Annotated in this window: 17 protein-coding genes and 1 pseudogene; 4 read left to right on the forward strand and 14 right to left on the reverse strand. The window is 38.0% G+C overall.

The genetic code is table 11. From position 1 onward, the window contains the following. Positions 1–16: 16 nt before the first annotated feature. The 11 genes from KI375_RS01635 to KI375_RS01685 all read right to left on the reverse strand — a co-directional run bounded on the left by KI375_RS01635 (position 17) and on the right by KI375_RS01685 (position 13,839). Positions 17–967, reverse strand: coding sequence for a GNAT family N-acetyltransferase (locus KI375_RS01635; protein ID WP_212971799.1), 951 nt, complete (start codon positions 965–967; stop codon positions 17–19). 47 nt (positions 968–1,014) lie between these two features. Beyond that, positions 1,015–2,589: an extracellular solute-binding protein gene (locus KI375_RS01640; protein WP_212971800.1), complete on the reverse strand. Its 1,575-nt coding sequence runs from the start codon at positions 2,587–2,589 to the stop codon at positions 1,015–1,017. An 88-nt stretch (positions 2,590–2,677) separates the two neighbouring features. After that, complete coding sequence (locus KI375_RS01645) at positions 2,678–3,574, reverse strand: carbohydrate ABC transporter permease (RefSeq protein ID WP_374706775.1); 897 nt, start codon at positions 3,572–3,574, stop codon at positions 2,678–2,680. Positions 3,575–3,586: 12 nt separating this feature from the next. Next, positions 3,587–4,516, reverse strand: a complete 930-nt coding sequence (locus KI375_RS01650; RefSeq protein ID WP_212972002.1) for an ABC transporter permease — start codon at positions 4,514–4,516, stop codon at positions 3,587–3,589. 170 nt (positions 4,517–4,686) lie between these two features. After that, positions 4,687–6,291, reverse strand: coding sequence for a type 2 periplasmic-binding domain-containing protein (locus KI375_RS01655; RefSeq protein WP_212971801.1), 1,605 nt, complete (start codon positions 6,289–6,291; stop codon positions 4,687–4,689). Between the two features lie 606 nt (positions 6,292–6,897). Beyond that, positions 6,898–8,040 (reverse strand): exo-beta-N-acetylmuramidase NamZ family protein, encoded by a 1,143-nt coding sequence (locus tag KI375_RS01660; RefSeq protein ID WP_212971802.1) that lies wholly within the window; start codon positions 8,038–8,040, stop codon positions 6,898–6,900. A gap of 119 nt (positions 8,041–8,159) precedes the next feature. Further along, on the reverse strand, positions 8,160–9,512 hold the full coding sequence (locus KI375_RS01665; protein WP_212971803.1) for an ABC transporter substrate-binding protein: 1,353 nt from the start codon (positions 9,510–9,512) through the stop codon (positions 8,160–8,162). Positions 9,513–9,596: 84 nt separating this feature from the next. Then, positions 9,597–10,697, reverse strand: coding sequence for a serine hydrolase domain-containing protein (locus KI375_RS01670; RefSeq protein WP_244852165.1), 1,101 nt, complete (start codon positions 10,695–10,697; stop codon positions 9,597–9,599). Next, a complete protein-coding gene (gene murQ / locus KI375_RS01675) occupies positions 10,672–11,592 on the reverse strand; it encodes an N-acetylmuramic acid 6-phosphate etherase (RefSeq protein WP_212971804.1) in 921 nt (306 codons plus the stop codon). The genes KI375_RS01670 and murQ overlap by 26 nt, the downstream gene beginning before the upstream one ends. A gap of 192 nt (positions 11,593–11,784) precedes the next feature. Continuing rightward, a complete protein-coding gene (anmK, locus tag KI375_RS01680; RefSeq protein ID WP_212971805.1) occupies positions 11,785–12,930 on the reverse strand; it encodes an anhydro-N-acetylmuramic acid kinase AnmK in 1,146 nt (381 codons plus the stop codon). Between the two features lie 3 nt (positions 12,931–12,933). Continuing rightward, complete coding sequence (locus tag KI375_RS01685; protein WP_212971806.1) at positions 12,934–13,839, reverse strand: BadF/BadG/BcrA/BcrD ATPase family protein; 906 nt, start codon at positions 13,837–13,839, stop codon at positions 12,934–12,936. A gap of 210 nt (positions 13,840–14,049) precedes the next feature. Between KI375_RS01685 and KI375_RS01690 the strand changes: the two genes are divergently transcribed. Both KI375_RS01690 and KI375_RS01695 read left to right on the forward strand, forming a co-directional pair. Then, complete coding sequence (locus tag KI375_RS01690; protein ID WP_212971807.1) at positions 14,050–15,072, forward strand: serine hydrolase domain-containing protein; 1,023 nt, start codon at positions 14,050–14,052, stop codon at positions 15,070–15,072. Positions 15,073–15,218: 146 nt separating this feature from the next. After that, positions 15,219–16,157 (forward strand): annotated as a pseudogene (locus tag KI375_RS01695) (IS1595 family transposase). A 36-nt stretch (positions 16,158–16,193) separates the two neighbouring features. Here KI375_RS01695 and KI375_RS01700 read toward each other — a convergent pair. Together KI375_RS01700 and KI375_RS01705 are read right to left on the reverse strand one after the other, a co-directional pair. Beyond that, a complete protein-coding gene (locus KI375_RS01700; protein WP_374706790.1) occupies positions 16,194–16,679 on the reverse strand; it encodes a GNAT family N-acetyltransferase in 486 nt (161 codons plus the stop codon). A 324-nt stretch (positions 16,680–17,003) separates the two neighbouring features. Continuing rightward, the gene (locus KI375_RS01705; protein ID WP_212971808.1) at positions 17,004–17,768 is read right to left on the reverse strand and encodes a class I SAM-dependent methyltransferase; all 765 of its coding nucleotides are present in this window, start codon (positions 17,766–17,768) and stop codon (positions 17,004–17,006) included. A 352-nt stretch (positions 17,769–18,120) separates the two neighbouring features. Here KI375_RS01705 and KI375_RS01710 point away from each other — a divergent pair, with 352 nt between their 5' ends. Next, positions 18,121–18,372 (forward strand): CPCC family cysteine-rich protein, encoded by a 252-nt coding sequence (locus KI375_RS01710; RefSeq protein ID WP_212972005.1) that lies wholly within the window; start codon positions 18,121–18,123, stop codon positions 18,370–18,372. Between the two features lie 60 nt (positions 18,373–18,432). On the opposite strand, the gene KI375_RS01715 is transcribed toward KI375_RS01710, so the two are convergent. Further along, positions 18,433–18,612 carry an SE1832 family protein gene (locus tag KI375_RS01715; protein ID WP_212971809.1) on the reverse strand — a complete coding sequence of 60 codons (180 nt, stop codon included), beginning with the start codon at positions 18,610–18,612 and terminating at the stop codon, positions 18,433–18,435. 870 nt (positions 18,613–19,482) lie between these two features. Between KI375_RS01715 and KI375_RS01720 the strand changes: the two genes are divergently transcribed. Beyond that, entirely contained in the window at positions 19,483–19,797 is a 315-nt protein-coding gene (locus tag KI375_RS01720) for a PadR family transcriptional regulator (RefSeq protein ID WP_212971810.1), read from the forward strand. Positions 19,798–19,809 lie beyond the last annotated feature (12 nt).

A 19,809-nucleotide genomic window follows, 5' to 3' on the forward strand; every position in this document is an offset into this window, starting at 1 on the left:
TCCTAAAAATGAAAGTTTAATTAATATCCTTTTTCATAACATGAAAGGTACGAGTAATTTCGAATCCGGTTTTTTTATAAAGATAACCGGCAGCACTTTTCTCTCCTGTCCAAAGGAACCAAGCACCATGCAAGCTTTGTGCTTTCATCTGTTTTAAGCACAGGTTCAAGAGTATTTTCCCAAGCCCTTTTCCTTGTTCATCTGGGTCTACTCCAAATGGACCAAACCGATCTGGCACACCTTCATACCCACCAAAAATGCAAAATCCGACTACTTTTTCTCCATTTCTAGCAACAAGAATATGTTCCATTGGCAGACCTTGCAAGATCCCTTCTCTGATTGCCCGTCCCCAGTCTGGATTGAACTTCAGGTTTGCAAACTGAATGACTTCATACAAGTCCTTATCTTCAGCAAGCAAAAAGGTATAGCCTTCATCCTTTCTTTGTTTAATAAGATCTTTGACATTTTCTGATAGTTTAAAATCAACGAGATTACGATCCATCGCAACCGGGGAATACAGTTTTGAAAATCCTTCTGCTTGCAAAAACTGATATGCTTCTGGGTAAGCCTTTTCGTCAATACCAGGCATAATGTAGTTCGGTGCATAAGAAGCGAAAAATACAGTTTTCCGCTCGTTTCTTTTCAAAAAGGTAAAAGCCTCTTCCATCAGTTTTGTCCCTACACTGGATCTACGAAAATCCTTATCTACAAAAAAGAATGGGATCCAGCCATTATCTGCTTCCAAATCAGTACCAAACATTGGCAGTAATCTCCTTACAGCATATACGCATCCAATTAATTGCTCATTCTCAAATGCTAGCAACATTCCTTTTGGATCAAAATTTGCATCCAACAGTACAAGATTGCGAAAACGTTTAGAGGTAATAGGATCTTTCCATAAACATTCATTCCATAATCTTACAATTTGCTTTTCATCACCTGATTGATAATGCCGATATGAAAACATTGTTCATTTCCTCCTTGTCAGTCCCATAGAACATAATTAGGTGGTCCTTATTTCTCTTCTGCCCACCGATCATATGCATCTTGATGAATTTCTACATACTCTTCGATGCCTAGTCCCTCAAGTGTCTCGATATATTTATCCCAACCCGTTTCAATCGATTCTGCACCTGTAATGAATTTTGCCTCCATCTGTTCAAAATACGTATCAATATCTGGTTTTAAGGTATTGATCCTGTCCTGCTCGTCTTCCGTAAAATATACGAGCGGATATGGCATTTCAGCATGAGGCAAAAGTTCATTTGCTAGATTTTTATTAATTTCGTGAATCGTTGGATTGTCTTCCTTGCCAAAGATTTCTTCGCTTAACACCATTGGGACATTTGTTCCTACCCCAGGAGCATATTGAGAGTTTGTTTCCGTTGTACTTAAACCGTCCCTTGATAATAACGTCCATTTTGTTTTATCCTCATTCCATTCATAAGATTCGCCCTCAATCCCAAGTCTTGAAAGAATGGAACCTTCCTCTGAGTATGCATAATCCAACCAGCGCATTGTAGCCTCAGGATATTTGTTCTCACTTGTAATCGCTGCTCTTCCCCTGCGAACCTCCGGCATTTCAATCGTAAGCTTTTTATCATTGACTGCACTTGTCAAAGGGGGTAATGGCGGATACTTTAATGCTTCCGAAGGATCCTCAAATCCCAGCATCACAATCGGCCATGTCGAGTAGATGCCCACCTTAGGGCCTTTTGCGACAAATTGCTCCCACGTATGGGAAAACATATCATTATCTAATAATTTTTCGTTATACAGCTTATTCATAAAGCTTATATATTCTTTAAACCCTTCTTGTGTAAATGCATAATCGACCTTTCCATCTTTTTGAAAAATCCCATCTGTTTGGATAACAGCAAAGTTAGGAAGAATTCCAACCCGCAGATCTTCTGGCGAGTTGGCCGTTAATGGAATAACTTCTCCTACATCCCCAGGATCTTTTTCTTTAAGATCCTTTAACAGCTTATATAAATCATCGACTGTCTCTGGAGTTTTTGCGCCAATCTTCTCCATCCATGGTTGATTCATCCACATAATCGGAGTTTTCGATTGGGTTGTTGTGTCCAATCCAGGCAACGCATAAATATGTCCATCAGGAGCCGTAATCGATGGCTTAATATCTGGATGCTCCTCCATTACCTTTTTTAAGTTTGGGGCGTATTGATCAATCAAATCCTCTAACGGAATTAACATTTCTTGAGTTCCATAACTCACTTCTTCCGCTGAAGTCAGCTCCGCTCCATAAAATACATCTGGTAGTTCCATACTAGCAAAGGCCAACTGCTTCTTTTGCTTATAATCATCTACAGGCGAGGTTTTAAATTCAAAATCAATATTCGTCATTTCATTCATTTCTTTAAAGAAACCCATGTCTTTCCAGTCAGGTTGAACAGGTGAACTTTGTCCCATCATCGTTAGTGCGATAGGTTCCTTAACAATGGGATAACCTGTTTCATTGAAATTTTCATCGTTATCCGCATCCTTTTTTGTTTCATTTTTAGCACACCCTACTATGAAGACCATACTAATTAAAAGTACCGTCAGACAAAATAATGCCTTTTTCTTCATCCAAATTCCCCCCGTAATAATTTATCCTCCGTAACCCCCACACTGATGACAGTTTCGCGTTTTGAAATGCTCCCGATCACCTCCTTCGCTATCCTTTTATGGAACCTATTAGAACACCTTTCAAGAAAAAACGTTGTAGGAAAGGATACACGATTAATAATGGAGCAGCTGATACAATCATGACAGCGTATTTAATAATATCTGCAATCCTTGCATGCTCACTTAAGGCTTCTGCACTCCCACTTTGCATCATCATATCTGCTGTCATTTGTTGTTGAATCAAAATCTTCCTTAAAAATAATTGCAATGGAAATAACTTTTCATCAGAAAGGTAGATCATTGCACCAAAATACTGATTCCAATGCCCCACCCCATAAAATAGTGCCATTACAGCAATAATTGGTGCTGATAATGGTAAAACAATTTGAAAAAATGTTCTGAATTGGGAAGCCCCATCCATTTCAGCCGCTTCTTCCAATCCTTTTGGAATTGTCATCTTAAAGAAAGTCATAGTAACGATAATATTCCACATCGCGGCTGCACTTGGAATGACTAACGCCCAAATCGTGTTGACCATGCTTAAATCTCTAACAAGTAAGTAAGTAGGAATCAATCCGCCTTCAAAAAACATCGTAAACACAAACAATGCCATGATGACCTTTTTTCCAATCAATTCTTGTCTAGAAAGTGCATATGCTGCAGGTAATGTAACAGCTAAATTAATAAAGGTACCTAGCAATGTATAGAAAATGGTGTTGCGATACCCGATCCAAATGTCGGTATTTTGAAACACTCGCTGAAAGCCTTCAAAAGTAATCCCTTTTGGCCATAACCACATTTGTCCTGAGTTTACAAAAGAAGGATCACTAATAGAGGCACTTACAATGTATATAAGCGGATACATTATAATGATAATGAAAAACCAAACTAGGATTTTATTACAAATATCAAAAATCCGATCCGTCTTTGCCTGTTTAATTTCCATATCGATGCTCCTTTACCATAGGCTTGTCCCCGTTCTTCTCGCCAGCCTATTAAAGGTTATAAGAATAGCAAAATTAATGACTGAATTGAATAAACCAACTGCTGTTGAATAACTATACTGTCCGTTTAACAAACCCGCTTCATACACATAGGTTTGAATCACTTGGGAAGATTCCAGATTTAGTGGATTTTGCATTAATAGGATTTTTTCAAAACCAACGGACATAAAGTTACCCATATTTAAAATTAGTAGAATAATAATCGTTGGTAAAATCCACGGAATATTAATATGCCATATTCGTTGCAGCCTAGACGCACCATCTACCTTCGCTGCTTCATGTAGTTCAGTATCCACGCCTGCGAGCGCTGCCAAATAAATGATTGCTCCCCACCCAAGATTTTGCCATTCATTAGAAAAGACGAAAATGGTTTTAAACCATGATGGTTCTGTCATAAAATTAATCGGTGCAAATCCGAGAAACTGGATAATATTGTTTACAATTCCAGTAATCGGGTTGAGAAAGGCAATAATCATGCCAACAAAAACGACGACTGAGATGAAATGTGGTGCATACGTAACCGTTTGTGCTATTTTTTTAAATCTACCATCTCGAAGTTCATTTAAAGATAAGGCGACAATGATCGAAATTGGAAATAACAATAATTGGTATAGACTAATACCTAATGTGTTCTTAATAAGATCCCAAAAATAATGTGACTGGAAAAACCTCGTAAAATGCTCCAATCCAATCCATTCACTACCTAAGATCCCTTTTGATGCGACAAATTTTTTAAAAGCTATTTGCAATCCATACATCGGATAATACTTAAAAACAAGGAAATATACTAAAGCTGGAGCTAATAAAACGTACAATTGCCAATTTCTTTTAATTTTTCTTCGCTTTAACCCGCTTTTCTTTTGATTTGGACCTATAGCTGTCATGTCATTTCCATGCAAACGGTGCTGTTGATTCATCTGATTATTGACAACTCCTTTCTTTTTATATTCATGCTTTAGGTGCAACAGCCCGAAAGCACCTATTAAGGTAATCTCGCTTTATCCGAGAATGCCCCTCTTTGGATTACCTTTTTTACATTTGAATAAGGACTACATTATTCTTTCTTATATCGATCATAGGCTGCTTGTTGAATCTCCATATATTTATCCAGCCCCATGGTTTCAATCGTTTTGACATACTCATCCCATTTTGAAAGTGGTTCATCACCAGAGATAAATTTGTCCGTCATTTCCTTAACATATTTGCTAATATCTGTTCCGGTAGATGCTAGAAATTTATTTTCTTCCTCGGTATACAAAAATGCTGGCCAGATTTCGTCTGCAACATATGGTTCAATTTTCTTGGCTGCTTCAATGGAGGCTGGTGCGTTCTCTGATCCTTGAAAGTAATCTTCCTTAATGATCCCTTGTACACCGCCCAACCAGGTGAGGTGTTTAGCAATTTCTTGTTCCATCGTTAAACCTTCAGCTGGATTTTTTATTTCATCGACGTATTCATACTTGCCATCCGCTGTTTTTTCGTACGTTTCATCTTCTACTCCCATATAATAAAGTCTTGCTCCTTCATCACTGTAGAAATAATCCATCCATCTCACAGTAGCGGCAGGATTTGGATTTTCTTTAGTAATAACAAAACTTCCAATACTGGAGACCATTGGTGCCACTTTAGTAAACAACTGATTTCCATCAGGACCTTTTAAGGCCGATGCACTGTCGTAATCACTGCCAACTTCCTTGCCGAAAAGTTCTACAGGATCGTAGAATACCGTGCTAGCATATTTCTTCTCTGCTGCATTCCCCAAATATTGCCCCCATTCGATAGAATAGATATTTTGTTCGATCAATTTTTCGCTGTACAATGTATGCATATATTCAAGCAACGCTTTGTAATCATCAGATGTCGTGTAAAACCTGACTTTATCGGGATCATTTGGGTCTACATCAATATTTTCATTTCTAACTCCTCTATTCGCTACTCCAAATGAGCCTTCTAGCCACCCAACCAATTCGTCCATACTTGTTCCACCGTAAGGAACTTTATCAGTTTTTTCTTTAGCAGCTTTTAAGAATTGATAGAATTCATCTGTCGTTTCCGGAATCTCCATTCCTACGGCATTAAGGACCTCTTTGCTAAACCAAGGTCTGCTTGCGACACGAACAGATAAAAAGTCTGGTGAAACCAAGGATGGAAGCGAGTAGATATTGCCGTCAGGGAATGTGATCCCTTTTTTAATTTCAGGATTCTCTTCCATAAGCTTGTTCAGATTTGGGGCATATTGATCAATTAAATCATTCAGTTTTACAAAAGTCCCTTGTTTTCCATATTTATAAAGATCCAATGTCGGCATGGAGGAAAGGAAGAATACATCCGGCAAATTACCTCCGGCTAGTGCAAGATTACGCTTTTCTTCCAGAGAATCGGTTTGAATCTGTTGTTCCCAATTAAGCTCAATATTGGTCATTTCGGAATACTTGTTCCAAATTAAAATATCATTCCAATCTGAGTTAGCATTTTGCGCAGATTTACCTGTAAACATTTTTAAAGTGATCGGTTCCTCCACAATTGGAAAACCTGTTTCGTTCACATTTTTGAGCGCTTCTTCATCCACTCCCCCATTGTCCTTTTCAACGTTGTTGCTGCATGAAGCTAGCAACACCAGCAAAACGACCCATCCAAATAAAAAGATTTTGGTTTTCATGAGAAACCTCCTTGATACTGTAAAGACTAACTTCATATTTAAATAACAAGCTAACTAACACCTATTCTCCAAATAGCCTATCGCCGATAAAATTTAGAAATCATCTCCTTCTTATTTCAGGCGATTACACGCTTACATAAAGAAACAAAAAGGAACTAACTGTGCTAGTCCATTACAACTTTGATTAAAGAATAGCATAATTAGGAAGGAATTGAAATATAATTTTATGATTTAATATATTTAAATGTTTTTATATATCATTATTCGGAACATTTGTTCAATAAAAATTTGCAACACTTGATTCTTCCGACAGCTTTAGAAAACACAAATTAAAATATCGAATGTATGTTTCGGTTTCGTTAATAATTTTAGAGAAGGAGTCGCTTTGCCAAATAGGGGAGTGGATATGCATGAAAAGTAAGGGAGATAGTGAGAATAAAAAGAGGATTGTTGAATAGGCTTTGGATATTAAAATTAACGTTCCCTCTAGTTTCCTCAACTGAAAATCAGCAAAAGAAGGTGTAACTTCAATAGAGGAGCTTTCATCCCCCACTTACAATTCTAGAAGTGGGGGTCTGACTACGAGTTAATTCGATGGAAAATCACTTAGGAATACAAATGATAACGGGTACTTAGTTTTTGAAACGCTTCTGCTTCCTGCTGAAATTCTCCCCAAAGGCTATGAACGCTTTCATTTAGCACATGTTTCCGTACTTGATCTGTCCGGGATAGATTATCGAGTGCATACCTGTTTACATTTTGTAAAAATTGCACATCCTTTGAAGCTAGCTTCACAATTTGCTCAATCAGGACAAGTCCGGCGTGAAGAGGTTCAAAAATATGCCGATCGATCACATGTAATTGCACACCTGAACATAATTTCCCAGCATGCTTCTGTTTGGCAGGGATAAATGTCGTTGGGCGGGCAATCACTCCTGGTAATGAACGAGCATTAAATTCGTTCGCTAATTGTGCTGCATCTAGAAAAGGAGCACCAATGTATTCGAATGGAAATGCCGTTCCTCTTCCCTCTGACAGATTTAACCCCTCGATCAAACATGTCCCTGGGTATAACAAACACATATTTTGGCCTGTTGTGTTTGGAGATGGTGGAACCCAAATACGACCTGTATCATCAAAATACATATCTCGCTTCCACCCCTCCATGGGCACTACTTCAACATCACATATTAGACCACACTCATGTGCAAAAAGAAGCGCAAGTTCTCCAATTGTTAGTCCATGGCGATTGGGAATTCGAAATTGATCGACAAACGTCGAAGATCCCTTTAAATTGAGGTAATTTCCTTCTACCTGCTTGCCTCCAATCGGGTTGGGGCGATCCAAAACAAGCATGGGAATGCCGGCTTCTCCACATGCTTCCATCACATGAGCCATTGTATAGATATACGTATAATATCGCGACCCAATATCTTGCAGATCTAGAACCATAATATCAAGTTCGTTGAGGATTTCGGATGATGGCTTTCTCTCCTTTCCGTATAAACTATATACAGAGAGACCAGTCCGCTCATCAATAAACGTATCAATCGGCTTCCCTTCATCTTCATCTCCCCGTATGCCATGCTCAGGAGCAAATAGTGCTCTTAATTCAAATTCCTCATGCAAACGGTCAATTGTTGATCGAAGCTGTTGATCAACACCAGTTGGATTAGTCACTAAGCCAATCCGTTTTCCCTCCAGCCGCTTTCGTTCATCTGTTAAGAGTACTTCAACGCCCAATTTCAATTCCTTATTCCTCCTTGCCTTAATTAAGCTTGGTTTCTTAAATCTATCTGATCCCTCGTTTAGTTTAAAAATGGATCCCCCGCTTGCAAATTGATCGCAATTCGGGGGAAATCATAGATTTATTCAGTCTCCATTGCTTTTCTAATATTTTCCTCCGTTTTTTCTGTCATTTCTCTTAAAAAGGTGTTAACATCTGTATCCAATGAAGCAAAATCTTGCACACCGCGATACAAAGCATTATAGTCTAAACCAGCGTATGGACTTATTTCCTCTACTGGAAGACCAGGATTTCGATCCATAATAAAGATCGATTCCAAGTTTTTATCCTCTAATCCTTCGATTTCAGAAGCAAGTGTTGCTTGAATATCCGGATTGTCTAACACTGTTGTCCGTCCTAGGTTTCGTGATGCCCACTCTTGGTAATCATCAGACAAGAAATACTCTAACACTTCATAGACAGCCTCTTGATGTTCCGTTGTTTCAGAAGGGAAGACGTAATAGGCATCAGGAGGTGTAATAATAGTTGGTTGATCCTCCCAAACTGGCATTGTCACCATATCCCAATTTAACCCTTGTTCTTCATAAGCTTTCGCATTTGGAAAACGATCCCAAGCAATCGTCATTGCCACATCATGATCACCGAAGAAATTCGCTCCCCATTGATATAAATAATCACCAGGATCTTCTTCAGGTAATATATCTGGAATGGACCACAAACTTTCCAAGTACTTTACATATTCAGCGTAAATCGGTTCTTCTAAAAACAACACTTCATTTGTTTCCGGATCAACATGGGTCACCTGTCGTTGGTCTAGCATCATTTGTGGTGAATTAATATCAAAACCACGGTACATTTTTCCATTTTTTTCTCCCGTAACCTTTGCTGCTAGTTCCCGTACCTCATCCCATGTCATATTGTCTGTCGGATAGTTCACTCCAAATAAATCAAAAATATCTTTATTGTAATAGAGACTGTCAGCCCCTTGATAGAGAGGAATCATATACATTTGTTTATCCTGTACTTGATTTCGAACAAATTGTTCAATTTTCGGATCTATCCGTCCCCAATCATAGTCATGACTTGCAAATAATTCATCGAGTGGATAATCCATCTCATATTTCTGCATAATCCTTAATTGCGCTGCACCTGAACCAACCCACATATCAGGGACAGTGCCTTTTGCCAGCAATTCCTCCACTTGTTCCACAAGCCCAACATTCGCATCTACCCACTCCAACTTAATATGGGGCAAAGCCTTTTCTACCGGGTCCTTATAATGCTCAATAAAAGCATCTTCTCCCCAACCATAAGCAAATGTCAGCGTCACCTCTTCTGGTTCCTGCGCCTGAGCTTGCTCATCACCTTTCCCATTATCTTTTTCTCCCGTCCCGCTTTCCTTGTTGCTACAAGCCATAAGTAGGCCGAAAAGTAGAAAAACGAGCCCTAACCCCCACCACTTCTTTCGAAACATGTACTTCCCTCCTCAAATATTGAATGATTCTATTGTTTAAATAAGATTTAAACCAAGCTTAGTAGTCGATAATGCTCTCATACCTTAAGCGAATTCCTTGTCTAAATGGGATACAATTAAATTATGCAGCCTTGGTCTAAGCCGGAGAATTCCGTTTTTATTTTTCGCATGGACTCGATTTGTTAATAAAATGACTGTTAGCTTTATTTCAGGGTCAAACCAAATACTCGTTCCAGTATAGCCTGTATGTCCATAGGAATAGTCGGATAAGAGGTCGCCACTGGCTAATGTTCCTGCACTCTGTATTTGCCATCCAAGCCCTCTCGCTTCCAGATCAAATGGGGTAAAATTCTTCCTCGCTAAACGTAAGACAGAACTTGTTATGATTCTCTTTTTCTTGTATACACCATCGTTTTCAATCATCGTAGCCCATTTAATCAAATCATTGAGAGTAGAGAATAGGCCGGCATGACCACTCACTCCTCCCATCGCTTCTGCATTCTCATCATGGACAACCCCATATTTATAATCCCCACATTTATCTGAATACTCAGTCGCCGCAAATCTCTCTTTTTCAAAGGGCAGATTAAAACCCGTTTCGTGCATTTCTAACGGGTGAAATAACGATTGCTCGGCAAAACTTACAAATGATTGTTCTGTGATGGTTTCAGTAATTCCCGATAGTAAAATAAATCCTAAATCACTATAAATAACTTTTTTTCCAGTTTCTTCAACTAAGCTTTCGTTACAGATTCGTTCGATCACTCCTCTAGGATCAAGTGATTCTAAATAAAAGGGGCGATGGGCTGGTAATCCAGAGGTATGTGTCAATAAATGTTGAATCGTGACATCCTCCTTTCCCCTTTTTTCGAAGTTGGGGATGAAACGTGAGACCCGATCATGTAAATGAAATGCTCCTTCTTCTAAAAGTTTCAACATTAATGGAAGCGTTGTCAAAATCTTTGTTAAAGAAGCAAGATCATAAATCGTTGCCTCTTCCACCGGTTTTGGAGAAGGATGTAAGGTTCTTGCACCTACTCTTTCCTGGACCAGCATTTGACCTTCTTTTGCAATATACACCGCAGCCCCCGGGATATGTTCACTTTCAATTTCTCCTTCGAGAAAATCGATCACCTTTTCTCTTAATAAGTCATTTCTATCATAATGCTTGTTTTCGTTTAGCAAGTTGAATCGCCTCCCTGACAAAACCATTTGCTTTCTCAATATATTGAAATGCTTCTTCACTAGAAACGTCGGCCTCTAGCATGACAATGGCTGGTTTCACTTTTAAATTTGTTTCTTCCAAAGCCTTTTTCGCTTCCTCAAACGGTTTCCCAGTAATAGTCATCAAGATCGTCCTGGCTCTATCCACTAATTTACTGTTTGTTGGCTGAACATCAATCATTAGGTTCTCATAAGCTTTTCCCATTTTAATCATGGAAATGGTGGTGAACATATTCAAGACCATTTTATGGGCAGTAGCGGCTTTCAATCTTGTGGAACCTGTCAATACTTCAGGACCGACAATGACTTCGATAGAATAGTCAGCTATTGCGCCGATGGGTGCACCATGGTTACAAGTAAGGCCGATTGTCTTGGCACCAATAGATCGAGCATATTCGAGAGCGCCAATAACATAAGGCGTCCTGCCACTTGCTGCAATGCCCACTACAATATCCTTAGAAGTTAGACCTTTTTGCTTTAAATCTCGCGCTCCTCCTTCTAGATCATCTTCTGCTCCCTCAACCGCTACAAACATTGCCTGATTGCCGCCCGCGATAATACCTTGCACCATTTCTGGTTGGGTATAAAACGTTGGCGGACACTCTGCTGCATCCAAAACTCCCAACCTTCCACTACTACCTGCTCCTATATAGAACAGTCGCCCATCGTTTTGCAAGGCATTGTAAATCTGATCTGTGGCTTCAGCGATTGCAGGCATTACAGATTGGATTGCTGTAATGATTTTCCTGTCTTCATCATTCATAAGTTGTATCATTTGCAAAGTAGACATTTGGTCAATATCTTTTGAATTTTCATTTACCTGTTCTGTTATTAATTCCGAAAGCTTTATTTCCATTTCAACACGCCTCTCCTATGTCATCAGGTTGTTAATGCCTTCCTGTAATGCTTAATGTTGTAACCTTATTGCGACTAAAGATCGACTAGTTCCGTTCAATCGATTGAATTCTATGAATCTTACGATATCATTAATGAAATCATAATTCAATATATTTTTATATATAATGTATATTTATTTCAATTCTCTCATTTACCCCCAAGTGATGGAGCCTAGAACAACAGATTGAGAAGCCCCTGTGGCTTTAGGTACATTTGCAGGCTGACGATTCAGCGTTTCATTGCCAAGAATAGCAAAAGCAATTGCTTCTTTTGCTACTGATGAAAAGCCAATCTCTTCCTGGGTACGAATGGCGATTCCTGGTAAAAGCCCCTGAAGAAAAGCAAGCAAAGTTTTATTGAAACTGCCTCCACCGCCAACAATCATTTCATTAATGGCAAACTGTGGAAGAATAAATTTTTGATAAGCAGCTGCAATCGATTTGGCTGTAAAATAGGTTGCCGTTGCAATCAGATCATTTGCTTCCATCTGCTGGTGTTCTTGAATTATTTTTTCAACAAAGGTGTGTCCAAATAGCTCCCGTCCTGTCGACTTAGGAGGTGTCTTCATAAAGAAATCCATCTCCATCCAAGTATTCACAAGTGAATGATCTACTTGGCCAGAAGCAGCCCACTTTCCTCCTTCGTCAAATGGTTGAGCCTTTACAATTTGGCAAATCTGATCAATAACCATGTTCCCAGGACCTGTATCAAATGCTAATAAATCTTCCACCCCTCCTCCTTTTGGAATGGCCGTCACATTTCCTATCCCACCAATATTTTGTAAGGCAACTCCCTTTTGATCACTTTGATATAGAAGATAATCCGTATAGGGAACAAGCGGGGCTCCTTCTCCACCTGCTGCCATATCCATGGAGCGAAAATTGGAGATCACCGTTACTCCTGTTTCATAAGCGATCACTGCTGGCTCGCCAATTTGCAATGTCGATCGCTCATAAGCCCCATCTTTATGAGGAAGATGATAAACAGTCTGACCATGTGAAGCAATAAAATTTATTTCTGTTAATGAAACATCCGCTTGAGTACAGACTTCTTTTACAGCTTGTGCGAATAAATAGCCTAGCCTAAAATTCAAATGGCAAACTAACGCAACATCTGAATGTTCGAGATCCATACAGCGAAAAATATCCTCCCTATCTTTGTCAGAATAAGACATCGTAATAAAATCCAGTAATTCAATTTCAGTTTCATGTCCTGAGCCATTGATTTCTACAAGCGCGGCATCAATCCCATCAATGGATGTGCCTGACATTAATCCTACAGCTAATCGAGTCACCATATTTCACTTCCTCTCATCTCCGTATTTAGAAGCAACTGACACGGCACCAGTAGCAGAGGGGCTCTCATTTCTGATCCACTCTATATCCCCTACAATTGTTGAAAGACCGGCCTTAAATTCGGTTTGTACATAGTGATTTTTTTCTAGTAATGAGCCTTTACAAGCTATTTTTAATGGGCGGCTTAATGCTAATCGTTTATACAAATACGCAGTTTGTTCTGCCAATTGCTGGCCAGCCTGATAAAAATATTGTTTAGCCTCATTGTCTCCATTCACCGCTTGATTAAAAATTGGCAAGGCCAATGCGGCGATGTCTCCTTTCGCGGCCTGATAGATGAATTCTTTTATCCCTTCCGCCTTTTGTACGCCAATCTCCTGCAATAATGTCTGTGATAATGATGAATGTGACAATCCTTGATCCACCTCCAAGGTTATCCTGTGTAAGGCTTGAATAACGACGTTATAGGCGCTTCCACCATCACCAAGAAGATGTCCCCACCCACCCGTATAGCCTTCCTTGTCTCTGTTCCGTCCATAAGAAATTGAACCAGTACCTGCAATTGTTAAGATGCCATCTTCCTCTCCTAACATGGCATGGTAGGCCAAAATAGCATCGTTGACAAGAATGACCGGTAATGCCGTTCTTTTTTTAAAAAACTTTTCAAGATTAGCACGATGATGCTTCGCTTCAATTCCTGCAATACCTGCTACAATCTGCTTACATTTGTGCCCAAATTCACTTTGCAGACAAGCAGAAACAGCTTCCCATATATGGGTGGAGGCCCGCTCATATTCAACTTGTGGATTGCCAAAGCCTGTTTCTATTGTATACACAATATTCTTTTGTTTATCCAAAATTACCGCGCTTGTTTTTGTCCCGCCTGCATCAATGCCAATTATGTAGGTCATGCACATCCCCCTTCAGGAACGAATTATAATTTTATTAATTTAATATCATTACCGAAATTTAATTTTAATTCTATTTTAATATGATTGTCTTAATATATCAACCGAATATTACGAGTATACGAGCATTTAGTAAATAATATTGAAGGTCATTTTGAGTATTTCACGAAGTTATACTATAGGTTTTTCGGATAAAGAAAGGGACGATAAGCGATGGAGCTAGTTCAAAACAAAGATATTTTTAAAAATATAACAGCCTATACCGAGAAAGTAAAACAAGACATATACGCATCGGGGTCTGCATTGATAATTATGAAAGATAATAGGATTGTCCACGAATGGTATTCAGGCACTCATCATTTTGAAAAAGGAGCAAAAAATGTAAACTATTCTTCACAGTTTAATGTTTATTCGACAAGAGTTACTTATGTTGGCTTAGCAGTGGCGATAGCTATGTACGAAGGCTACTTACATCTTGAAGATAAAGTAGGCGACTATTTTGATAAACTTGATAAAAAAATACTTGGAGAAACAACTATTAGGCATCTATTGACACGTTGTACGGGTTTAACAATTAAAAATGATAACATGCAACGTGAGTTTGTGTTAGGAACTAATATTGAGGGAAAAAGACCAGATTTATTAGCAGAAATATTGCACAAAGCTACTGGTAAAACAGTTAATGAAATACTGACAGATCGAGTGTTTAAACCTTTAAATTGGACAAATACGGAATGGATTACTGAAGGTAAAAGTAATTTAGTCTGCGATATAAATTCACCCGACAGCTATCCAGTATTAAGAATTGGCTCAAATATTGGAGATGAAAGAAATTTATACGTAAGTGCTAGAGATTTAGCTTTGTGGGGGAATTTGCATTTAAACAAAGGGCTAAGTGATGGAAGGCAAATTTTGGCGGAAGAAGTTTTTGATCTTGCTACATCCATTCAAAGTCCTAAAACTTTACCCAAGCAACTTCCAAAGTTTGGTTTTCTTTGGTGGATAAAAGATAGCGCAGTCTCCTGTGAATTTGATGAATTAGGTTCAGATTTACCAGAGGGATCGTACCAAATCTTAGGAGCGTCGGGTTGTTCTTGCACCGTTATTCCTAAATTAAATGCAGTCGCTGTCAGGATGTACAATAGCTTATATCCATATGGAAATAAAGATTTTGACCATATAAAAGATATTCAAAGTTTCGGAAATTTAGTCGTTTCAAGTTTAAAAAGTCTTTAATTACAAAAGCCTTTTATAAGGCTTTTTTCTAGAATATTGTTGCTATTGAAGAGAAATCATCCAAAAATTGTTATAATAATAGTAACAATATATAGTGGGAGTTGATTTCCCTGGAGTGGACAGCACTTTATGAAAAATTTTATGATATGCCCATTGTATGATGCTATAAAAGAAGCGCTATACCCAGAACCCAACAACAATCTCATAAGTATGATTGAAGGTATTCGTGAAGTTCGTTTCAGCAAAAGATTAGCTTGTATTCATTGTGGCAGGTTGAGTTTGAAGAGAAACGGGAAATATCGGTCGCGTCAGCGCTATTTGGGCAAAGATTGTAGAAAAACCTTCAACCTGAGCGGAAGTCCAATCTCTGGTACACACTATCCTCATAAATGGCTCTCCTATTTTGAAATGATGATCGAAGGGAAGGGTAAATCCTTGCCCAAAATCGCACTGGAATTAGAAATTCATATATCTACAACTTTCTATTGGAGACATAAAATACTGAATGCTATCCGTTCTATTGGTCATCAACTACTTCAAGGAATTGTAGAAAGTGATGAAACCTATGTCTTGGAAAGCGAAAAAGGTAAAAAAGGCGGGATCGAAAATCGTAAATCTCGAAAACGTAGTGGTTCAGCAAAAAAACAAGGTATCAGCAATGAGCAGATGTGTATTGTCGTAGCTAATGACCGAAGCGATGGCATTGTTTCAAAATTGGCAGGTTGTGGACGGTTTACTTCTACTCAAATGAACGATGCTTTGCATGTACTGATTCCGCAACTAATTGTAAAGCTTTTGCGAACCAAATAGGCATCAATTACAAAGTAACAAATGCTCGTAAGGGCTTATATGTTAAAAAAGGCATTTATCATATCAAACATGTGAATTCTTATCATAAGCGTCTTAAGGCTTGGATGGAACGATTTAATGGTGTCGCAACTCGATATTTGGATAACTACTTATTTTGGTTTCGTTTTTTGGAATTGAATAAACATATCGGAGAAAGGGTGGCTTACAAGTCTATGCTCTTAGCATCATGTCAGAAGCCAAAATTTACAACAATTAATTCTTACTATCACAAATAAAGACTGCCGACAGTTGCCGACAGTCAACGCAATTTGTTAAACAGTTTGAAGTAGACGTATTATTTCACCATCTATTACTTCTTCACTAACTTTTTTAAAGCCTAAAGATTCATACAACTTTCCCGCAATTTGATTGTCTGGTCGATGTCCAATCATTATTCTCTTACAATGTGAAATACTCATAAGCTGAATCAAAGCTTTCATTGCTGCCTTACCATAACCTTTGCCTTGATGCTTTTCATCAATCATTATGGCAGGAATCCAATAGTTATCATCCTTGTCTGGATTCGTACAAAATACGAGAAATCCGACGAGGACTTCTTCTGAGTAAATAGCACGCAATCCAAAATCATCAATATATTTTGATTCTGCAATCCAATAAACCACAGGCGCAGGAAAGACACTAAGCTGCTCTGGCTTAACGTTAAGTTGGGGACATTCATACCAATTCTCAATAGACACTGGCTTTAATACAATTGCTATATGGAATTCCTCCCAATTTTTACTTCGCAGAGGAATTATCCTCTACGATTATTTCGTAACCTTTCTTAAAAAAACTGCAACATGGATATTCTTCATACCACATCACTCCTCTCGAAATTAAAACTCTACTGTATGTTATTCATTCTATATTTAATATATCCTTTTTTATTGGGAAATTTAGGTGATAAATATACCAATCATTTAAAACAACAATATTTCAGAAAAGAGCCTTTTTATAAAAAAAACGAAATGAGAAATCCTCATACTTTGATACAATCGTCTGTATGCCCCACTTCGAAGACTATGAGCCTCCAAAGAGTTCGAAGTGGGGATTACGGAGCTAACACCTCGGTAAGTTTCGCATTATTTCCGATGTGCTATTATCATTATCTCTATATCATTGATTGTTAAAGGCTTTTTGCTGAAATTCCCTGCTGAACAACCGTATGCAGCATCTACCTCAAACCCTTCACTTTCCAATAAATATTTTAATTCGCGGAAAGTAAAAGCTGTTGTGTAAACTGGGACCTCTTTCGTTTCACCTTCAGGACTAATTAGTTTTTCCTTATCAATTTTAGTACAAGTATACGTATCAAATTCACAGTTATCAGTTAGATTTCTAGCAGCACTCAATGCATTAATAACAGTTAATACGAAAATCCCATTCGGAGTTAACGCATTATAAACACCCTTGAGTATTTTACGATGATTTTCTTCATTACCGGCTAATCCGAAAGCACCTTCACAAAGACATATAGCTCCTTCAAATTGCTGATTGAAGTGTAAATCACGAGCATCCGCAACAAAAAACTTTGAATTTAAATTTTGTTCTGTTGCAACTTTATTCGCATAATTGATAAATCCTGAAGAAATATCAACTCCAACTGTATTGTATCCCCGACGGGCGAATTCTAAGCAATGGCGCCCCGGACCACAACCAATATCCAGAATACTAGCTTTTCTCGAAACCTCCAGTATTTCAACTAAAAAGTCGACTTCCTGTTTTGTCCCTTGAGTATAGCCATAATTCAAATAGTTTTCCCGTAGAAAATCACCAATTTCTTTATAATAATCACCATTATAGTCAAAGACACTAGATATATTTTTATCCATTTTTTCTTTTTTCACTCCGTGTAATCGATTTATTAACACGGAAGATGATCGTTATTTCTATTATCATCCCGTGCTCCCTTTTAAATGCTTAACCCTGCACTTTTTATGGGGGAACACGTTTTAATCTGTTAATTACGTGTTATCCCCATATATATGTGCCCAAATAAACTCATTCTACTTTTCATGGACATTACCCCCTCAATTTCAAGATAGGAATACTATTCGACACTTTCTATTAAATCCCTCTAAATATGGCTTTGGAAAATGGCTAGTGTTGTAATATCCCTGAAGGATTGGTTTAATGATACATACAATACTTTCATTATTTCGTGTACTTTCCAGAGAAAAAAATGATTGGGTTGATAATATGAAATATACTTGTCCTTGTTGCGGTTATAAAACTCTAGAGGAAGAACCCCCAGGATCATATGAGATTTGCAGTATTTGCTTTTGGGAAGACGATGGAGGTGCAAATATCCCTTCATTAAGGAAAGCACAAAAGAACTTTCTTGAGTTTGGAGCTTGCGAGGAAAGATGTATTGAATTTGTTAGGAAGCCAAATAAATTCGATATAAAAGATCCTAATTGGAAACCATTAGAAAACGCTGTTGGAGGTTAACCTCAACAGCGTTTGTGATTATTGTTGTGAATTACTATTTAGGCCAGCTTCTTATGGTACCTATTCCACTTCATCCAATTTTTTATTCCACTCCTGCAACGCTACTTCTATTTCAGCGAGTTGCTTTTCTAAAGGGTGTAGGTTCCCTTTCACATACTCAAGTTTTTCTAAATCATGCTGCAACCGAACATAATCTGCCTTTAAATCCTCAATTTTATAAAGAATTTCTTTTTTATTCACATGATCACCTTCTCCTCTTAGAGGCATTTTAACATAACTATATATTTTTATCCCCATGCAATCTCCGCTGATGGCATCTCCCTTTATTTACTCTGATGCGTCCTGCTTTGTCAAAACGGATCCTACCATGTAATGGCTGGCACTAGGCATTGGAGCTGGGTGTCAACCTCAACATCATGCAAATTCTCACTTGCCATCCACATTCATAAAACCATTTTAGGAAAGATTAAATGGTTGTAAGGCAAGATTCATTCTTATACGATAACATGAATACTCCCACACTTAATTTCTACAAAATTTGAAGTGAGGGTTTCTGTGGTATCGACTTCAAGCGCCGATTAACCAACAGTGGAGTTGACACATCGGTGTGCTAAAAACACCCAACCCCGCTATCCCAGCGTTTCAATCTTTATTTCGACCGATAATAATCGTATCAATTTCATCTTCAATAGCCATTTTCTCAATTTGAACACTCGCTTTATGGAACAAGTCTTTGATTTGGTTAAAGCGTTTATGACTTATTTTTTCGGGTCTTCGGAATTTATAGTGGAATTATTTTTTTAATAGTTTAAAAACAACTGGTGTCTAAATCGGATTATCTGGTGAAATACAAACAAGAGTTTCATAAAAGTATCAAATCAAATACAGGTGATTAGTTGTGAGAAAATAAAATAGTCTAACGAACAAGTGCGGAGAAAATAGACTGCACAGTATATTGGTGAATTCGAATTATGGATTAATTTAGCATGCCCTAAGCCAACATTAATTTGCTGGTTTTTATTTTCAGAAAGTACCTTGCTATTTTAAGTAATATAACATATAATCACAGTGTACTTAATAATACTAAGTATTACCTGGAGGTGTGTAGTATTGAACAAAGAATTACTAAAAGGAAACATCGATCTTCTTATTCTTTCTGTAGTGAAAGAAAAAGAAAGCTATGGTTATGAAATTTCAAAAACAATAAAGGAGAAGACAGAAGGAGAATTTGAAATTCAAGAAGGAACACTATATATATCTTTAAAAAGATTAGAAAAACAAGGTGCACTCTCATCTTCATGGGGGAAGGAAAGTCATGGCGGAAGACGTAAGTACTATGCCACTACAGCTGAAGGTGTTCAATTGTTAGATAAGCTTGTTAAGGATTGGAAGAAAGTCACGGAAATGGTTATACGATTTATTTAAGGAGTGAACAAA

The organism is Bacillus sp. J14TS2, from assembly GCF_018333015.1.
Taxonomy (GTDB): Bacteria; Bacillota; Bacilli; order Bacillales; family Bacillaceae_C; genus Lederbergia.